The following is a 16,058-nucleotide window of genomic DNA, read 5'->3' as shown; positions in this document are numbered from 1 at the left end:
TTCCGCGATGCCTGAATTCACCCTGGAACTCGCATCCGTCGTCGCCGTGACCTTCGCCGCCATCATGACCGTCGGCTTTGCCTGGCGCGAGCGCAAGTGGGGCCCGGCGCTGATGATGGTCGGCATCGTGGGCTTCCTGGCCATCATCGCCTACGGCATCGTGCCGAAGTTCTGACTACTCGACGACCAGCCCCTTCAGGGCCGGATCGGCGGGCGGCACGCGCAGCTTCATGTCCTTGAGCGTCTTCACCAGCAGCCCGGCGATCATCAGGTTGCGGTGATGCTTGCTGTCGGCCGGGACGACGTACCACGGCGCGTCGTCGGTCGACGTGGCGGTCAGCGCCTTCTCGTAGGCCGCCTGGTAGGCCTCCCACTTCTTGCGCACCGCCAGGTCGTCGAACGAGAACTTCCAGTGTTTGTCGGGATCGTCGACCCGCGCCTGCAGGCGCACGCGCTGCTCCTGATTGCTGATGTGGAGCATGCACTTGACGATGACGGTGCCGGTCTGGGTCAGGAGGCGCTCGAAGTCGTTGATCTGGTCATAGCGCTGCCGGGTCTGGCCCTTGTCGATCCAGCCTTCGACCACCGGCACCAGCACGTCTTCGTAGTGGCTGCGGTTCCAGACCGTGATCTCGCCGGTGCGCGGCACCACGGCATGGCAGCGCCACAGGAAGTCGCGCGCGCGCTCTTCCTCGGTCGGCGCCTTGAAGGCCGTCACCTTGACGCCCAGCGGCGAGGTGCGCGAAAACACCCAGCGGATGGTGCCGTCCTTGCCGCTGGTGTCCAGTCCCTGCAGCACCAGCAGCAGCTTGCGCCGGCCTTCGGCGTGCAGCAGGTTCTGCAGCCGGTCGAGCTCGATGGCCAGTGCGTCGAGCTGCTCGCGCTGGGCGTCGTCGCCGCCGGAAGAGAACGGCGTGGCGGCCGGATCGACGCCGGACAGCTTGAACTTGGAACCGACACGGAATTTCTTGAAACTGGCCATGGCGGGGTCTTTCAGGTCTCGTCGTCGGGATCGATGGAGGCGCTCCAGCGGCTGTCCCAGTCGGCGCGCCGGGCGCCGTCGAGGTCACGCCGGTCGCGCTTGGTGGGGCGGCCCTGCTCGATGCTCAGCGCAGGTTCGCTGCCGAGCCGGCGCTGCTCGCGTGCCGCCGCCTGGGCCGCCAGGCTCTCGGGCGTTTCTTCGTAGAGCTGCTGGGCGACCGGGGCCGGGCCGCGCTGGCCGCTGATGCCACGCACCCAGACCACCCGCGACAGGCTGCCGAGACGCAAGCTGACCGTGTCGCCCACCTTGACCTCGCGCGAGGCCTTGGCGACATCGCCGTTGACCTGCACGCGGTTCTTGCCGATCTCGTCGGCGGCCAGCGAGCGCGTCTTGAAGAAGCGCGCCGCCCAGAGCCATTTGTCGATTCGAAGTCGGTCCATGAGTTCAGCGATTGTCGCGCGCCAGCGGGATTCGCACGACGGCGTCCAGCCCGACGGTGCGGCCGCCGGCCTCGCGGTTGTCCAGCGCGATGCTGCCGCCCAGGGCCAGCACGATCTCGCGGCAGATCGCCAGCCCCAGGCCGGAGCCGCTGCCCACGTCGCCGGCCGCGAACGGCGCGAACAGCCGCTGGCGCAGCTCGTCGGAGATGCCGCGGCCCTGGTCGCTGACCTGCAGCAGCGCCAGCTCGCCTTCGGCATGCACCCGCAACGTCAGCGCCGCGGCGCGCGGGCTGTGCTTGATGGCGTTGTGCAGCAGGTTGCGCGTGAGCTCCTGCAGCATCCAGAGATGGGCGCGCACCGGCACCGGCGCCGGATCCGTCGAGAGCTCGAAGTCGAGCGCCTTGTCGGCGACCAGCGGCGACAGGTCGAGCGCCACCGCGCGCACCGCGTCGGCCAGGTCCAGCATGACCGACTCGGGCTGCTGGCGCAGCTGCTCGACCTTCGCCAGCGACAGCATCTGGTTGGCGAGGGCGGTCGCGCGCTCGACGGTCTCGCTGATCTCGCCCAGCGCCTGGTCGGGCGGGACGTCGCCGCGGCGGGCCGACTGCACCTGCGCCTTGAGCACCGCGAGCGGCGTGCGCAGCTGGTGCGCGCTGTCGCGCACGAAGCGTTTCTGGTGGTCGAGCAGGCGCTGCAGCCGGCCCATCACCTGGGTCGTGGCGTCGATCAGCGGGCGCAGTTCGCGCGGCGCGTCGGGGGCGTCGATCGGTGACAGGTCGTCGGCGGCGCGGGCCTGGATCGCCTCGCCCAGCGCGCGAACCGGGCGGGTGGCGCGCTGCACCACGACGACCGTGACCGCGGCGATCACCCCCATCAGCACCAGCTGGCGCCACAACATGTCGACCAGCAGCTTGCGCGCCAGCGTCTCGCGCAGCTCCAGCGTCTCCGCCACCTGCACCACGGCCATCGCGCGTCCGCGGCCGCTGGCGATGGGCTGCAGCAGCACGGCCACGCGCACCGGCATGGCGCGGAACTCGGCGTCGTAGAAGTCGACCAGCGCGGCATAGGGCGGGCGGTTCGGCAGCTTGCCGCGCCAGAAGGGCAGTTCCTCGAAGCCCGAGACCAGCTGGCCGTCGAGCGCCGACACCCGGTAGTACATCCGGCTCTGGTTGTCGGCCTCGAAGGCCTCGAGGGCGGAGTAGGGGACGATGGCGCGCAGGGTGGCCGCCTCGTCGTAACCCTCGACGTCGAGTTGCTCGCCGATGGTCTTGGCCGAGGCCAGCAGCGTCCGGTCGTAGGCGGTCGTGGCGGCGGCCAGGCTCTGCCGGTACAGGCTCACGCTGTTGATCACGATGAACACGGCGATCGGCCCCAGGATGCCCATGAGCAGCCGGGCGCGCAGCGAGGTGGCCCGCATCACGCGTCTTCGCGCAGCAGGTAGCCCAGGCCGCGCAGCGTCATCAGCGTCGCGCCGGTGGCGGCGAGCTTCTTGCGCAGCCGGTAGACCACGACCTCGATGGCTTCGTACTGCACGTCGGCCTCGCCCGGAAACACCAGCTCGAACAGGCGCTCCTTGCTGACCGCGTGGCCGGGCTTGGCCATCAGCGCCTTCAGCAGCGCCAGTTCGCGCGGCGTCAGTTCGAGCACCTCGGCGCGGTGGTAGATGGCGCCGCTGTCGGGTTCGTAGCGCAGGCCCCCGACTTCCGGCAGGCGCGCCGTCGCCTCGGCGCCCTGGTGGCGCCGCTTGAGCGCCCGGATGCGGGCCTCGAGTTCGTCGAGGTCGAAGGGCTTGGGCAAGTAGTCGTCGGCGCCGGCGTTGAGGCCGACGATGCGGTCGCCGACCGTGCCGCGGGCGGTGAGCAGCAGCACCGGCGTGCGCAGGCCGGCGGCGCGCGCCTGGGCCAGCACCTGCAGGCCGTCGAGCCCGGGCAGGCTGAGGTCGAGCGCCACCACGTCGGGTTCGAGCGCCTGCCACTGGGCCAGCGCCTGGGCGCCGTCGCCGCAGATCCGGACGTCGATCTGGCGCCGTCCGAGCGTGCGCTGCAAGGTGGTTTGCATCGACGGATCGTCTTCGACTAGCAGCAGCTTCATGGCGCGATTTTCGGTGTTTACCCCAGTCCGAAGGACAGCCAACTGACAGCAGGGCGGCGCATCATAGCGGCGTCAGCTTCTACTCAGCTTGCCAAAATCCAAGGAGACCTGCATGCGTCGCGATACCTTTCTGAAGTCCCTGGCCGCCCTGGCCGCCACCGGTGCCCTGCCGTTGTCGGCCTGGGCCGCTCCCAATGTCAAGATGATGATCCCGGCCAATCCGGGCGGCGGCTGGGACACCACCGGGCGGGCGCTGGGCAAGGCCCTGACCGACGCCAAGCTGGCCGACACCGTGACCTTCGACAACAAGGGCGGCGCCGCCGGCGCGCTCGGCCTGGCCCAGTTCGTCAACGGCTCCAAGGGCGATCCGAACGCGATGATGATCATGGGCGCCGTGATGCTGGGCGGCATCATCACCGGCAAGCCGCCGGTGAGCCTGTCGCAGGCGACGCCGATCGCCCGCATCACGAGCGAATACAACGTCTTCGTGCTGCCCGCCAGCTCGCCCCTGAAGACCATGAAGGACGTGGTCGAGCAGCTCAAGAAGGACCCGGGCAGCGTCAAGTGGGGCGGCGGCTCGCGCGGCTCCACCGAGCACATCGCCGCGGCCATGATCGCGCAGAAGGTCGGCGTCGATCCCTCGAAGATCAACTACGTCGCCTTCCGTGGCGGCGGCGAGGCCACGGCGGCGATCCTGGGCGGCAACGTCACGGTCGGCGGCAGCGGCTACAGCGAGTTCGCCGAATACATCAGCGCCGGCAAGATGCGCGCGATCGCGGTCACCTCCGCCCAGCGCCTGCAAGGCATCAACGTGCCGACGCTCAAGGAGCAGGGAATCGACGTCGAGATCGGCAACTGGCGCGGCGTCTACGGCGCGCCCGGCATCACGCCCGAGCAGCGCAAGGCGCTGACCGACATGGTGCTGGCGGCGCTCAAGACGCCGACCTGGGGCGAGGCGCTCAAGAAGAACGACTGGACGCCGGCGGTGCTGTCCGGCGAGGCCTTCGCCAAGTTCGTCGACGACGAGTTCGCGAGCCTGCGCGCGACCATGGTCAAGTCGGGCATGGTTTGAACGCCTGATCGGCACGGCAACGGGCGCAGGCCGTCGATCGGCCTGCGCCCTTTTTCCGCCCCCAGCGAGGTCCAGAAGAATGTCCAACATCGACTCACTCCCCCATTCACCCCCGGCCTTGTGGCCGCAGACACTGGTCGGCGCCGGGGTTCTCGTCACCGGGCTGGCGCTCGCCTTCGGTGCCATCGGCATTTCGTCCGAGGCCGGCTATGGCGGTGTCGGGCCCAACTTCCTGCCCTGGCTGGTGTCGATCGCGCTGACCATCTGCGGCGGCTGGATCCTCTGGGAGTCGCGCACCGGCGGCTTCCGCGAAATGGACGAGCCTTCGGGCGCCTCCAAGGCCTATTGGGCCGGTTTCATCTGGGTCTCGGCGGGCTTGCTGCTCAACGCGGCGCTGATCACCAGCATCGGCTTCATCCTGAGCTGCACCCTGTGCTACCTGCTCGCGGTGCAGGGCCTGCGCCGCGCCAGCGGGCAGGGCGGCGTCAACACGCCGCGCACCTGGATCATCGACCTCGTGACCGGCCTGCTGATCGCGGCGCCGGTGTTCTGGACCTTCACCAAGTTCCTGGCGATCAACCTGCCGGGCCTGACCGCCACGGGCTGGATCTGAAATGAACGACCCCCACGCTCATCACTTCGTGTATTCGCTGCCCCCCGAGGGGGCGCAGGCCTCCCTTGGGGCGGCCCGGCGGGAGGCCTGACATGGAAATCTTCAACGCATTGATGCACGGTTTCGCGCTGGCGATCACGCCCGCGAACCTTCTCTGGTGCCTGGTCGGCTGCGCCCTGGGCACGGCGGTCGGCGTGCTGCCCGGCATCGGCCCGGCGGTCGCCGTCGCGATGCTGCTGCCGATCACCGGCAAGGTCGACGTCACGGCCTCGATGATCTTCTTCTCGGGGATCTACTACGGGGCGATGTACGGCGGCTCGACCACCTCGATCCTGCTCAACACCCCCGGCGAGACGGCCAGCATGGTGACCGCGATGGAGGGCAACAAGATGGCCAAGAGCGGGCGCGCCGGGGCGGCGCTCGCCACGGCGGCGATCGGCTCCTTCGTCGCCGGCACCATCGCCACCGTGATCGTCACGCTGTTCGCGCCCTTCGTGGCCGACTTCGCGGTCAAGCTCGGTCCGCCCGAGTATTTCCTGCTGATGCTGCTGGCCTTCACCACCGTGAGCGCGGTGCTCGGCAAGAGCACGCTGCGCGGCATGACGGCGCTGTTCATCGGCCTGGCGGCGGGCTGCATCGGGCTCGACCAGATCTCGGGCCAGGGCCGCTACACCGGCGGCATTCCCGAACTGCTCGACGGCATCGAGATCGTGCTGGTCGCGGTCGGCCTGTTCGCGGTCGCCGAGGTGCTGTACGCCGTGCTGTACGAGGGCAAGGTGGTCGAAGGGCAGAACAAGCTGAGCCGCGTCCACATGACGGCGCGCGACTGGAAGCGCTCGATCCCGGCCTGGCTGCGCGGCACCGCGATCGGCACGCCCTTCGGCTGCATCCCGGCCGGTGGCACCGAGATCCCGACCTTCCTGAGCTACGCGACCGAAAAGAAGCTGGCCAAGGATTCGGATGCCAAGGCCGAGTTCGGCACCAGCGGCGCGATCGAAGGCGTGGCCGGCCCCGAGGCCGCCAACAACGCCACCGTGACGGCGGCGCTGATTCCGCTGCTGACGCTCGGCATCCCGACCTCGAACACCACCGCCATCCTGCTCGGCGCCTTCCAGAACTACGGCATCCAGCCGGGGCCGCAGTTGTTCACGACTTCGGCCGCGCTGGTCTGGGCGCTGATCGCCTCGCTCTACATCGGCAACGTGATGCTGCTGGTGCTGAACCTGCCGATGGTCGGGCTGTGGGTCAAGCTGCTCAAGATCCCGAAGCCGCAGCTCTATGCGGGCATCCTGATCTTCGCCACGGTCGGTGCCTACGGCATGCGCCAGAGCGCCTTCGACCTGGTGCTGCTGTATGTCATCGGCGTGCTCGGCGTCGTGATGCGGCGCTACGACTTCCCGACCGCGCCGGTGGTCGTCGGCATGATTCTCGGGCCGCTGGCCGAAGCGCAGCTGCGCAACGCGATGTCGATCGGCGAGGGCAGCGCGACGGTGTTCTTCCAGCGCCCGATGTCGATCGTGCTGGTGATCATCGTGCTGGCAGTGATGATCCTGCCGCGTGTGGCCAAGCGAATGAGCGAGCGGCGCGCAGCCGCCGCAGCCGCCGCCTGAGGCCGCGGCGCGACGCTCAGTTCGCGGCCGAGCCCGTGTCGGACGGGGCGGTCGCGGTCTGCTGCATCCTGGCGCCCTGCAGGCGCTGCACTTCGGCCATGAATTCCGGGCCGCTGCGCATGCGCTGATAGGCCGCCATCTGGGCCCGGTAGGCCGGGCTCGACGGGTCGAAGCTGTCCCGGTTGGCGACCTGGCTCATGCCGGAGCGGATCCAGAGATTCGTATCGGCGGCGACCTCGACCCGGCTCATGGCGCCGGTGGCGGGGTCGGCGGGGCCGACGCGAAACTCCTGCGGCGCACTCATCATCGACCGGCTGGCCGCCATGTCGGCCGTGACGGCCGAACGGCTGTAGGCGCCGCCCGTGGTGGCGATGGGCGCTCCGACCCACTGCTCGGCCGGGACCGTCTGGGCAAAGGCGGTCGCACCGGCCAGCGCGAGGACGGAGACACCGAGAACTTGCCTGGCATTCATGATGAAATCTCCCGAAGGCTTGGACGTGCAGTCGCGGACATCGCGGCCATCACAGGGCGTGACTGTGACGGCTCCGGGCCTGGGGGGCTGTGCGTTTTGGCACCTCGTTTCTCAATCCGCCCGATGCCGCTGGGAGGCCCGCCATGGCGCTCCAACGTTCCACTCTCGGCCTGCAGCACATCGCGCTGCTGCAAGGCCTGTCGGCCGAACGGCTGGAGCAGCTGGCCGAGCGCTGCCAATGGAAGAGCCTGCCGGCCGCGACACCGGTGCTGCTGCGTTCCGAGCAGAAGAGCGAGGTCTACTTCGTGGTCTCGGGCGCCCTGCGCGTGACCTCCTACGCGGCCAATGGCCGGCAGGTCACTTTTCGAGATCCGCAGGCGGGCGAGCATTTCGGCGACATCGCGGCGATCGACGGCCAGCCGCGGTCGGCGGACGTCGTGACGCTCACGCCCGCCGTGGTGGCCAGCCTGGACCGCGGTGCCTTCCTCGAGCTGCTGCGCGACGAGCCGATGGTCGCCGAACGCGTGATGCGCGGCCTGGCGGCGCTGGTGCGGCAGCTGTCCGACCGGGTCATCGACCTGAGCACGCTCGGAGTGCAGAACCGGGTGCACGCCGAACTGCTGCGGCTCGCCCAGCAGGCCGGTGTGGTCGACAACCGCGCGCGGCTGGATCCGATGCCGACCCATGCCGAACTGGCCGGGCGGATCAGCACCAACCGCGAACAGGTCACGCGGGAGCTCAACGCGCTGCGCCGCGAGGGCGTGCTCGCCAAGGACGGCAAGGCGCTGGTGGTGCCTGACGTGGCGCGGCTGGCGGGATTGGTGGCCGAAGTCCGGGGCTTCGACTGACCTGCGCGGGAAGGCGGTCCTAGTCGTTCGAGCGCCAGGCCGGCAGCTTCCAGCCGGTCCAGAGCGCCCCGAGACGCAAGACGATCGCGGTCGTGGCACCGGCGGTCAGTCCGACCCAATCGGGCGCCTGCAGGGCGTCGGCGCCGACGATGACCCAAGCGCCCGCGAAAGAGCAGATCGCATACGGCTGATGGTCGCTGAAGGCGCGCGGGATCTCGTTGCAGACGATGTCGCGCAGCACGCCGCCGAACACCGCGGTCATCATGCCCATCAGCACGGCCACGATCGGCGGCATCGAGGCGCCCAGCGCGATCTGCGTGCCGGTGGCGGTGAAGAGGCCCAGGCCGAGCGCGTCGGGCCACTGCATCGCGCGCTCGGTGAGCGCGAAATGGCGGTCGCGCAGGAACAGCATCGCCGCCACGCACAGCGCCAGCAGCAGCCAAAGTCAGCCCGCATGCTCGACCCAGAAGAAAGGCCGGCGGTCGAGCAGCACATCGCGCAGGGTGCCGCCGCCGAAGGCCGCGAGGCCGGCCACCATGACCACGCCGACCGCGTCGAGCCGCTTGCGCGCGGCCTCGATCAGGCCCGATATCGCAAATGCCAGCGTCGCCGCCGCCTCGATCGCGATCTGTGCATTGGAGAGCGACAGGACGGTGGAGAGCGGCAGGCTTTGCATGGGAAGTCAGTTGTGCATGTGGCCGTGCGATTCTGTCGCAGCGCCGGCCGGTGCACCGACCGGGACGTCGACCTGGAGCGAGCTCTTGACACCCTTGGCGTCCTCGAAGCGCAAGGTGAACGGGATGCTGCCGCCCTTGGTGATCGGCTGCTTCAGGTCCATCAGCATCACGTGCAGGCCGCTGGGCTTGAGCTCCACGGTCTGCCGCGGCGGCAGTTCGAGCCCGCCGGTGACTTCGCGCATCTTCATGGTGTCGCCTTCCATCTTCATCTCGTGCACTTCGGCCACGCCGGCCGCCGGCGTCGAGGCGCCGACCAGCCGGGCCCCCGAGGGCGCCATGAGCTTCATGAAGGCGCCGGTGCCGCTCTGGCCGGGCACCGTCTGGCGGACCCAGGCGTCGCGCACGTCGACCGCGGCCACGCCGGCCGGCAGCACGTCGAGGCGGGCCGCCGGCAGGGCCGGCTTCTCGGTCGAACCGGCGGCCGGCACCTGGGCCCAGTCGGCGCTGCCGACGTCGCAGCTCTGCAGGACCTTGAAGTAAAGCGGGCCGGACTTGTCGGTGAGCTTGCCGCGGACGATGAATTCGGCCCGCTCGGCGCCCGGCAATGCGGTCTGCGCCGAGTCGGCCTTCCAGGACACCTCGCCCGGCGTGGCGGCCAGGGTCCAGCCCTGGCGCGGCTGGGCCTGGATCAACGTGAAGCCCTGGGGCAGCTGGACCCGCAGGCCGGTGGTGGCCTTGGCGTCGGCGCAGGCATGGCCGACGCGGAAGGCAGCGTCGTATTCGCTGCCGGCCGCGGCGCCGCCGGGGGGCAGGGTGACGTGGGCCATGGCGGCGCTGCTGCAGAGCAGGGCGCATGCGGCGAGGGTACGGAGGGGGGATGGGGTGGTCATGGTGCTCTCCTGGGGTCGGGGTTCAAAGGTCCCAGCGCAGTTCGGCGGTGTAAGTGCGCTGCGGGTAGGGGTGGAAGTTCCAGTACTGGTAGTTGTTGGCATTGTCGACACCGAAGGCGGCCGACCATTGCCTGTCGATCTGAAAGCGTGCCCGCAGATCGACCGTGAAGTACTTGCTGGCGCCGAAGTAGGCGAAGCCGTTGACGTCGCTGTTGTCGAGGGTCGAGTACTGCTTGCCGCTGTAGCGCGCGGCCGCGGTGAAGGCCCAGCGGGCGTCGGGCCTGTAAGTCGCGTAGACGGTGGAGCGCCATTGCGGAACCCGCGGCTGCCACTTGCCGACGCTGGCCGGGAACAACGGGTTCGAGACGATCTTCGAGTCGGCATAGGTGAGGCTCGCGCCCATGTCGAGGCCGCGCATCCAGACCTTTTGCCCGGTGTAGGACAGCTCGAAGCCGGTGGTACGTACCTTGGCGATGTTCTCCACCCGCGAGATGCTCGTGTTCGGGATCAGCTGGCTGTAGAGCGCGTCGTCGGTGGTCTCGTGGAACAGCGTGGCGCGGGCCAGCCCGTTGCCGAGGTCCTTCTCGGCACTCAGCTCGCTGGTCCACGATTTCTCGGGCTTGAGGAACGGGTTGTTGATGAAAGACAGCGCGCCGCCGGTGGTGGCGCCATACAGCTCGCCCACGGTCGGGTAGCGCACCGCCCGGCCGAGCGAGGCCTTGAGCACCGTGTCGTCGGCCCACTGGTAGGCCAGCGCCGCTTTCGGCGAGGCGTCCGATTCGCTGCGCGACGGGTAGGGCAGGGCGCTGGTCGCGGTGGCGGTGAAGCCGTTGCTGGCTTGCCAGTCTTCCCATCGCAAGCCCAGCACGGCCTTCCACTTCGGCGCGAAGGACCAGCTGTCCTGCGCCCATCCGGCAATGGTCTCGGTGTTGCCGCCGACGTTGCTGACCAGCGTGCCGGAAGGGCCGTAGAGCCAGTTGCCGATCGTGTTGGTCTTGAGGATGCCGAGCTTGTAGGCATCGCGCTCGACGCCGAAGTCGACGATGTGGGCACCGCCCACCCCCTGCGGCCGCCAGGTGCCCTTGGCCGTCAGCGTGTTCCAGCCCGTGGCGCCACCCTGATCCTGCAGGGTGCCGGCGCCGCCGATGGCCGCCAGCGGCAGCGCCACCGTGGGCGCGCGCTGCTGATCCTTCGAATAGTCGTAGAGGCTGGCGGCCACCTCCCAGTCCCACTCGCCCTGGGTGTTGCTCTTGACCGAGAGGCCGTGCATGTAGTGGGTCTGCTCGTCGTTGGTGAGCGGAAACGCCGTCGGCCCGAGCGTGAAGCTGCGTCCGAGGATGTTGACCAGCCCGGTGTAGACCGCCTGGCCCTGGGCATTGCTCAGGTAGCTCTCCGGCCGGCCTTCGGCGCTGTTCTGCCACCAGCCCAGCGTGTAGGTGGCGGTCACGGTGGGCGAGAAGTCGTAGGCCAGCTTGAGCTTGGCGTGGTCCTGGAGCGTGTGGTACTGGGTGCCGGTGCCCAGGATGTACCACGGCGTGTTGGTGGTGTTGAGGCCCGGCACGAAGCCCACCACCGGGGTGCCGGCGCGCCCGGGCGTGCCCGAGGCCACGGTCGCGGTCGTGAAGGTCAGCGGCTGGCCCTGGCTGTCGCCCCGGCTCAGGTCGATGAACCACGACCAATCGCCGCTGCGGCTGCCGAGCGAGGCGCTGGTCTGCCAGCTGTTGAAGGTCTGGCGCGTGTTGTAGAGGTCGTTGGGCTGCGACTGGTAGCCCATCTTGACGTGGGCCTCGAGCTGCGAGGGCATGCGGGTCACGTAGTCGACCACCGCGCCGGCCGAGTTGCCGGGATAGGCGGCCGAGAAGGGACCGTACATCACGTCGACCCGCTCGATCTCCTCGGGCGTGACGAGGCCCCAGCGCGGCGCGTAGTTGCTGCCGTTGGCGATGCCGTTGCCGAGGTAGTTCGACAGCAGGATGCCGTCGGCATAGACCGCCGAGCGGGCGCTGTTGCCGGTGCCCGAGGCGCGGGTCGACAAGATGGCGTGGTTGTAGTCGCCGATGTAGCGCTTGCGCACCAGCAGGCTGGGCAGGTACTTGAGCGCGTCCTCGCTGTCGGTGGCGTTGATGCGGGTCTCTATCTCCTCGCGGGTGATGCCCTCGATGGTGGTCGGGATCTGGGTCGGCAGCGAGGTCGGCTGGCCGCCGGTCACGGTGACGACGCCGAGCGAGCGCGTGCGCTCGGGGGCCTCGTCGGCGGCACGCGATGCCGGCCGCTCCTGGGCCGACGCCGGCAGCGCCCACCAGGGGGATGCTGCGCTCAACGCGAGCGACAGCAGGGTCTTGTTCATGGAAGGATCTCCTCGGCAGCCGTCGGCTGCCTACGCATTGCTGGAACGCGCAGCGCGGCGCCTTCCATGCGCCGCGTGCGTCAGGGCTGAAGCAAGCTCAGGAGAGAGGGGGTCCGCGCGCCGGCAGCGGGGCGGCGGTGGCCGCGGCGATGCGCGCGGCCGGAATCGACTGGACCGCATGGCCCAGGGGCTGCACCGTCGGCAATTGCGCCAGCGGCAAGGCAGGCGGCGGTGCACCGGCCGGCAGGCACAGCGGGCAGTCGAGGTGGCCGGCAGCGGGCGCCTGTGCGCCGTCGTCGGTCATGACCACCAGCATGGTGGCGCCGGCCGCCGAGCAGACGATTTCCATCGGCTTCGGCTGGACCAGCGGAGAGGCCACGGCGACACCGAGCGACAGCGCGAACCACGCCAGCACGAAGCTGGCGAGGAGGCGGGCGCGGCGGAGTGCGGGCATGGGCGCGATTATGCGGCTTGGCGTGGGGCGGGCGGACCGGCGTCGTGCGGGCGGGGTTCAGCGCGCCGGGGCGTCGGCCGGCACCACGGTGGTGGAACGGCGCGAGCGGACGGTTTCGGTCGCGCCCGGCACCGGCTGGCCGGCCGGCGTGACCACCGTGGCGCGCCGGTCGGGCGTGCGCGTCGTGACCTTGGCCGGCGGTCCGCCGCGCGCGCGGTCCAGTGCCGCGCCGGCGTCGCGAACGCAGGCTTCGCGCTCGGGCGCCGGCAGCTTGCCGCTGTTGCAGACGGCCAGCTGGCGTTGGTGGCGCTCCTGGGCATGCTGCAGATCGGTCGCGGTCTGCGCGTGGGCGCCGAAGGCGCTGGCCAGCAGGACGCCGCACAGTGCGGCACGGGAAACGGGTCGAGTCATGGTGTGGCTCCGTCGAGTGACGGGGCTAGTCTATCCGGCGCCGTGGGCCGCGTCCGGGCTTGTTTCGGCCACCGGCGGCTGGCCGCGCAGGCGCCGCGCGGTGCGCTTGATCCAGCCCTCGACGTCGTCGACGTAGGTGAACACCGCCGGCACCACCAGCAAGCTCAGCACGGTGGAAGTGATCAGCCCGCCGATCACGGCCATCGCCATCGGCGAGCGGAAACTGGAATCGGCGGCGCCGAGGCCGATCGCGATCGGCAGCATGCCCGCGCCCATCGCCAGCGTGGTCATGATGATCGGCCGGGCCCGCTTGTGGCAGGCGTCGCGCAGCGCGTCCCAGCGGCTCATGCCGTGGTCGCGGCGCGCCACGATCGCGTACTCGACCAGCAGGATCGAGTTCTTGGTCGCGATGCCCATCAGCATGATGAGACCGATCAGCGAAGGCATCGACAGCGCCTTCTGGCCGATCAGCAGGCCGACGAAGGCGCCGCCTAGCGCCAGTGGCAGCGCGCAAAGGATCGTGATCGGATGCAGGAAGTCCTTGAACAGCAGCACCAGCACGATGTAGATGCACAGCACGCCGGTCAGCATGGCCAGGCCGAAGCTCGCGAACAGCTCGGTCATCACCTCGGCGTCGCCGACCTCGGCCACCCGCACGCCGGGCGGCAGGCTGCGGATCGAGGGCAGCTTCATCGCCGCGTCCTTGGCGTCGCCGAGGCCGACGCCCGACAGCTCGATCTCGAAATTGACGTTGCGCGAGCGGTCGTAGCGATCGATCACGGCCGGGCCGCCCTCCATCGTGAGCGCCGCCACCTGGCCCAGCATGACCGGGCCGCGCGTGCCGGGCACCGCGAGCCGTTCGAGCAGCGCCAGGTTCTGCCGCGCCGAATCCTCCAGCTTGACCACGATCGGCACCTGCCGCTGCGCCAGGTTGAGCTTGGGCAGGTTCTGGTCGTAGTCGCCGAGCGTGGCGACCCGCAGCGTCTCGGCGATCGCCGAACTCGTGACGCCGAGGTCGGCGGCGCGCGCGAAGTCGGGCCTGACCGCGATCTCGGGCCGGATCAGGCTGGCGGTCGAGGTGATGTTGCCGAGGCCGGGAATGGTGCGCAGGTCGCGTTCCACCGCGCGCGCGGCGGTGGTCAGTGCGTTCGGGTCGTCGCCGCTGAGCGCCAGGATGTATTTCTCGCCCGAGCCGCCGAGGCCCACGGTGCTGCGCACGCCGGGCAGGGTCTCGAGCGCGGCCCGGATGCGGTTCTCGATCACCTGCTTGCGCGGCCGGTCGCCGCGCGGGTCGAGCTGGATCGTGAGCGTCGCCTTGCGGGTCTCGGGCGTGCCGAAGTTGGCGAAGGGGTCGCCGCCGGCGCTGCCGCCGCCGACCGTGGTGTAGACGCTGCGCACATGGTCGATCGCCATCAGGCGCCGGCGCGTTTCCTCGGCGGTGGCCGCGGTCTGGGCCAAGGTGGCGCCGGGCGCGAGCGACAGGTAGACCTGGGTCTGCGAGTTGTCGTCGGGCGGGATGAAGCCGGTCTTGAGCAGCGGGATCATCGCCACCGAGCCGAAGAAGAAGAGGGTGGCCAGCACCATCGTCGTGAAGCGGTGCTTCAGGCACCACTCGGCCATCCGCATGTAGATCCTGAGCCAGCGCGGCTCTTTCTCGGCGTGGACGATCGGCTTCAGGATGTAGGCCGCCATCATCGGCGTCAGCACGCGGGCCACCACCAGGGATGCGAACACCGCGAGCGAGGCGGTCCAGCCGAACTGCTTGAAGAACTTGCCGGCCACGCCGCTCATGAAGGCGGTCGGAAGGAACACCGCGATCAGGGTGAAGGTGGTGGCGATCACGGCCAGGCCGATCTCGTCGGCGGCTTCCATCGCGGCCTGGTAGGGCGACTTGCCCATCCGCAGGTGACGCACGATGTTCTCGACCTCGACGATCGCATCGTCGACCAGGATCCCGACCACCAGCGACAGCGCCAGCAGCGACACCACGTTGATCGAGAAGCCCAGCAGGTACATGCCCACGAAGGCCGGGATCACCGACATCGGGAGTGCCACCGCGGAAATGAAGGTCGCGCGCCAGTCGCGCAGGAACAGCCAGACCACGATCACGGCCAGGATCGCGCCCTCGTAGAGCAGGTGCAGCGAGCCTTCGTATTCCTCCTCGACCGGGGCGACGAAGTTGAAGGCCTCGGTGAGCTGGATGTCGGGGTGCTGCAGGCGCATCTCGCCAAGCGCCTTCTGGATCGCGGCGCCGACCTCGACCTCGCTGGCGCCGCGGCTGCGCGCCACCTCGAAGCCGACCACCGGCCGGCCGTCGAGCAGCGCCGCGGCGCGCGGCTCGGCGATGGTGTCGCTGATGCGGGCCACCTCGTCGAGCCGGATGCGGCGGCCGTCGGTCAGCGCGATCTGCATGGCGGCCAGCTGGTCGGCCGACTGCACCGTGGCCAGCGTGCGCACCGGCTGCTCGCTGCCGCCGACGTCGGTGCGGCCACCCGCGCTCTCTGTCTGTACCAGCCGCAGCTGGCGCGAGATGTCGGCCGCGGTGGCGCCCAGCGCCTGCAGCCTGGCCGGATCGAGGTCGACATGCACCTGGCGGGTGACGCCTCCGACCCGGTTCACCGCGCCGACGCCGGGCAGCGCCAGCAGCTTCTTGGTGACGTCGTTGTCGACGAACCAGGACAGCGCCTCGTCGTCCATCTTCGATGACGCGATCGTGAAGGCCAGCACCGGCTGGGCCGCGAAGTCGAGCTTGGTGACCACCGGGTCGCGGACGTCGGCCGGGAGGTCGGCGCGCACCCGCTGCACCGCCGAGCGCACGTCGTCGACCGCTTCCTGGACCGGCTTCTCGAGCCGGAACTCGACGATCAGCGTGGCCGCGCCGTCCTGCATCTTGGTCGTGATGTGCTTCAGGCCCTGGATGGTGGCGATCGAGTTCTCGAGCTTGCGCGCGACATCGTTCTCGAGCTGCGAGGGCGCGGCGCCCGGCAGCGCGGCCGACACCGTGACGGTCGGCAGGTCGATGTCCGGGAAGTTCTGGACCTTCATGGCGTTGAAGGACAGCAGACCCGCGAAGGTCAGCAGCACGAACAGCATCACCGCCGGGATCGGGTTGCGGATGGACCAGGCCGAGACGTTCAAGATCGCTGCTCCT

15 protein-coding genes and 1 pseudogene are annotated in these 16,058 nt (G+C 69.8%); 5 read left to right on the top strand and 11 right to left on the bottom strand.

Annotated features, from left to right (window positions below):
• Positions 1-7: 7 nt before the first annotated feature.
• A complete protein-coding gene (locus AC1DF3_RS11185) occupies positions 8-175 on the top strand; it encodes a hypothetical protein (protein WP_301810792.1) in 168 nt (55 codons plus the stop codon).
• Here the strand turns inward: AC1DF3_RS11185 and AC1DF3_RS11180 are convergent, their stop codons facing one another.
• Genes AC1DF3_RS11180 through AC1DF3_RS11165 form a run of 4 tightly spaced genes read right to left on the bottom strand, consistent with a single transcriptional unit; the run spans position 176 to position 3,513 of the window.
• On the bottom strand, positions 176-982 hold the full coding sequence (locus tag AC1DF3_RS11180) for a PPK2 family polyphosphate kinase (RefSeq protein ID WP_286531587.1): 807 nt from the start codon (positions 980-982) through the stop codon (positions 176-178). It abuts the gene before it with no gap.
• Between the two features lie 11 nt (positions 983-993).
• Positions 994-1,422 carry an RNA-binding S4 domain-containing protein gene (locus AC1DF3_RS11175; RefSeq protein WP_286522528.1) on the bottom strand — a complete coding sequence of 143 codons (429 nt, stop codon included), beginning with the start codon at positions 1,420-1,422 and terminating at the stop codon, positions 994-996.
• A gap of 4 nt (positions 1,423-1,426) precedes the next feature.
• Entirely contained in the window at positions 1,427-2,842 is a 1,416-nt protein-coding gene (locus AC1DF3_RS11170; RefSeq protein WP_478139664.1) for a sensor histidine kinase, read from the bottom strand.
• Positions 2,839-3,513, bottom strand: coding sequence for a response regulator transcription factor (locus tag AC1DF3_RS11165; protein WP_286531589.1), 675 nt, complete (start codon positions 3,511-3,513; stop codon positions 2,839-2,841). Before AC1DF3_RS11165 ends, AC1DF3_RS11170 begins: the two co-directional genes overlap by 4 nt.
• Before the next feature lie 112 nt (positions 3,514-3,625).
• Between AC1DF3_RS11165 and AC1DF3_RS11160 the strand changes: the two genes are divergently transcribed.
• The 3 genes from AC1DF3_RS11160 to AC1DF3_RS11150 all read left to right on the top strand — a co-directional run bounded on the left by AC1DF3_RS11160 (position 3,626) and on the right by AC1DF3_RS11150 (position 6,808).
• Entirely contained in the window at positions 3,626-4,585 is a 960-nt protein-coding gene (locus AC1DF3_RS11160; protein ID WP_478139663.1) for a Bug family tripartite tricarboxylate transporter substrate binding protein, read from the top strand.
• 79 nt (positions 4,586-4,664) lie between these two features.
• Positions 4,665-5,198, top strand: coding sequence for a tripartite tricarboxylate transporter TctB family protein (locus AC1DF3_RS11155; RefSeq protein WP_286531591.1), 534 nt, complete (start codon positions 4,665-4,667; stop codon positions 5,196-5,198).
• Between the two features lie 92 nt (positions 5,199-5,290).
• On the top strand, positions 5,291-6,808 hold the full coding sequence (locus AC1DF3_RS11150) for a tripartite tricarboxylate transporter permease (RefSeq protein ID WP_286531592.1): 1,518 nt from the start codon (positions 5,291-5,293) through the stop codon (positions 6,806-6,808).
• 16 nt (positions 6,809-6,824) lie between these two features.
• Here the strand turns inward: AC1DF3_RS11150 and AC1DF3_RS11145 are convergent, their stop codons facing one another.
• A complete protein-coding gene (locus AC1DF3_RS11145) occupies positions 6,825-7,280 on the bottom strand; it encodes a hypothetical protein (protein WP_478139662.1) in 456 nt (151 codons plus the stop codon).
• Positions 7,281-7,423: 143 nt separating this feature from the next.
• Between AC1DF3_RS11145 and AC1DF3_RS11140 the strand changes: the two genes are divergently transcribed.
• Positions 7,424-8,128 carry a Crp/Fnr family transcriptional regulator gene (locus AC1DF3_RS11140; protein WP_286531594.1) on the top strand — a complete coding sequence of 235 codons (705 nt, stop codon included), beginning with the start codon at positions 7,424-7,426 and terminating at the stop codon, positions 8,126-8,128.
• A gap of 19 nt (positions 8,129-8,147) precedes the next feature.
• On the opposite strand, the pseudogene AC1DF3_RS11135 reads toward AC1DF3_RS11140, so the two are convergent.
• The 6 genes and pseudogenes from AC1DF3_RS11135 to AC1DF3_RS11110 all read right to left on the bottom strand — a co-directional run bounded on the left by AC1DF3_RS11135 (position 8,148) and on the right by AC1DF3_RS11110 (position 16,045).
• A pseudogene (locus tag AC1DF3_RS11135) lies at positions 8,148-8,804 on the bottom strand (trimeric intracellular cation channel family protein).
• Between the two features lie 6 nt (positions 8,805-8,810).
• Positions 8,811-9,695 carry a copper chaperone PCu(A)C domain-containing protein gene (locus AC1DF3_RS11130; RefSeq protein ID WP_478139661.1) on the bottom strand — a complete coding sequence of 295 codons (885 nt, stop codon included), beginning with the start codon at positions 9,693-9,695 and terminating at the stop codon, positions 8,811-8,813.
• A 22-nt stretch (positions 9,696-9,717) separates the two neighbouring features.
• Entirely contained in the window at positions 9,718-12,042 is a 2,325-nt protein-coding gene (locus tag AC1DF3_RS11125) for a TonB-dependent receptor (RefSeq protein WP_478139660.1), read from the bottom strand.
• Positions 12,043-12,139: 97 nt separating this feature from the next.
• On the bottom strand, positions 12,140-12,496 hold the full coding sequence (locus AC1DF3_RS11120; RefSeq protein ID WP_286522511.1) for a DUF2946 family protein: 357 nt from the start codon (positions 12,494-12,496) through the stop codon (positions 12,140-12,142).
• Between the two features lie 57 nt (positions 12,497-12,553).
• Entirely contained in the window at positions 12,554-12,907 is a 354-nt protein-coding gene (locus tag AC1DF3_RS11115) for a hypothetical protein (RefSeq protein ID WP_286531600.1), read from the bottom strand.
• 30 nt (positions 12,908-12,937) lie between these two features.
• Entirely contained in the window at positions 12,938-16,045 is a 3,108-nt protein-coding gene (locus AC1DF3_RS11110; protein WP_478139659.1) for an efflux RND transporter permease subunit, read from the bottom strand.
• Positions 16,046-16,058 lie beyond the last annotated feature (13 nt).

This window comes from Variovorax sp. 10N432, assembly GCF_056394465.1.
The sequence above is the reverse complement of the archived record's forward strand: the minus strand, read 5'-3'. Positions and strand labels throughout refer to the sequence as shown.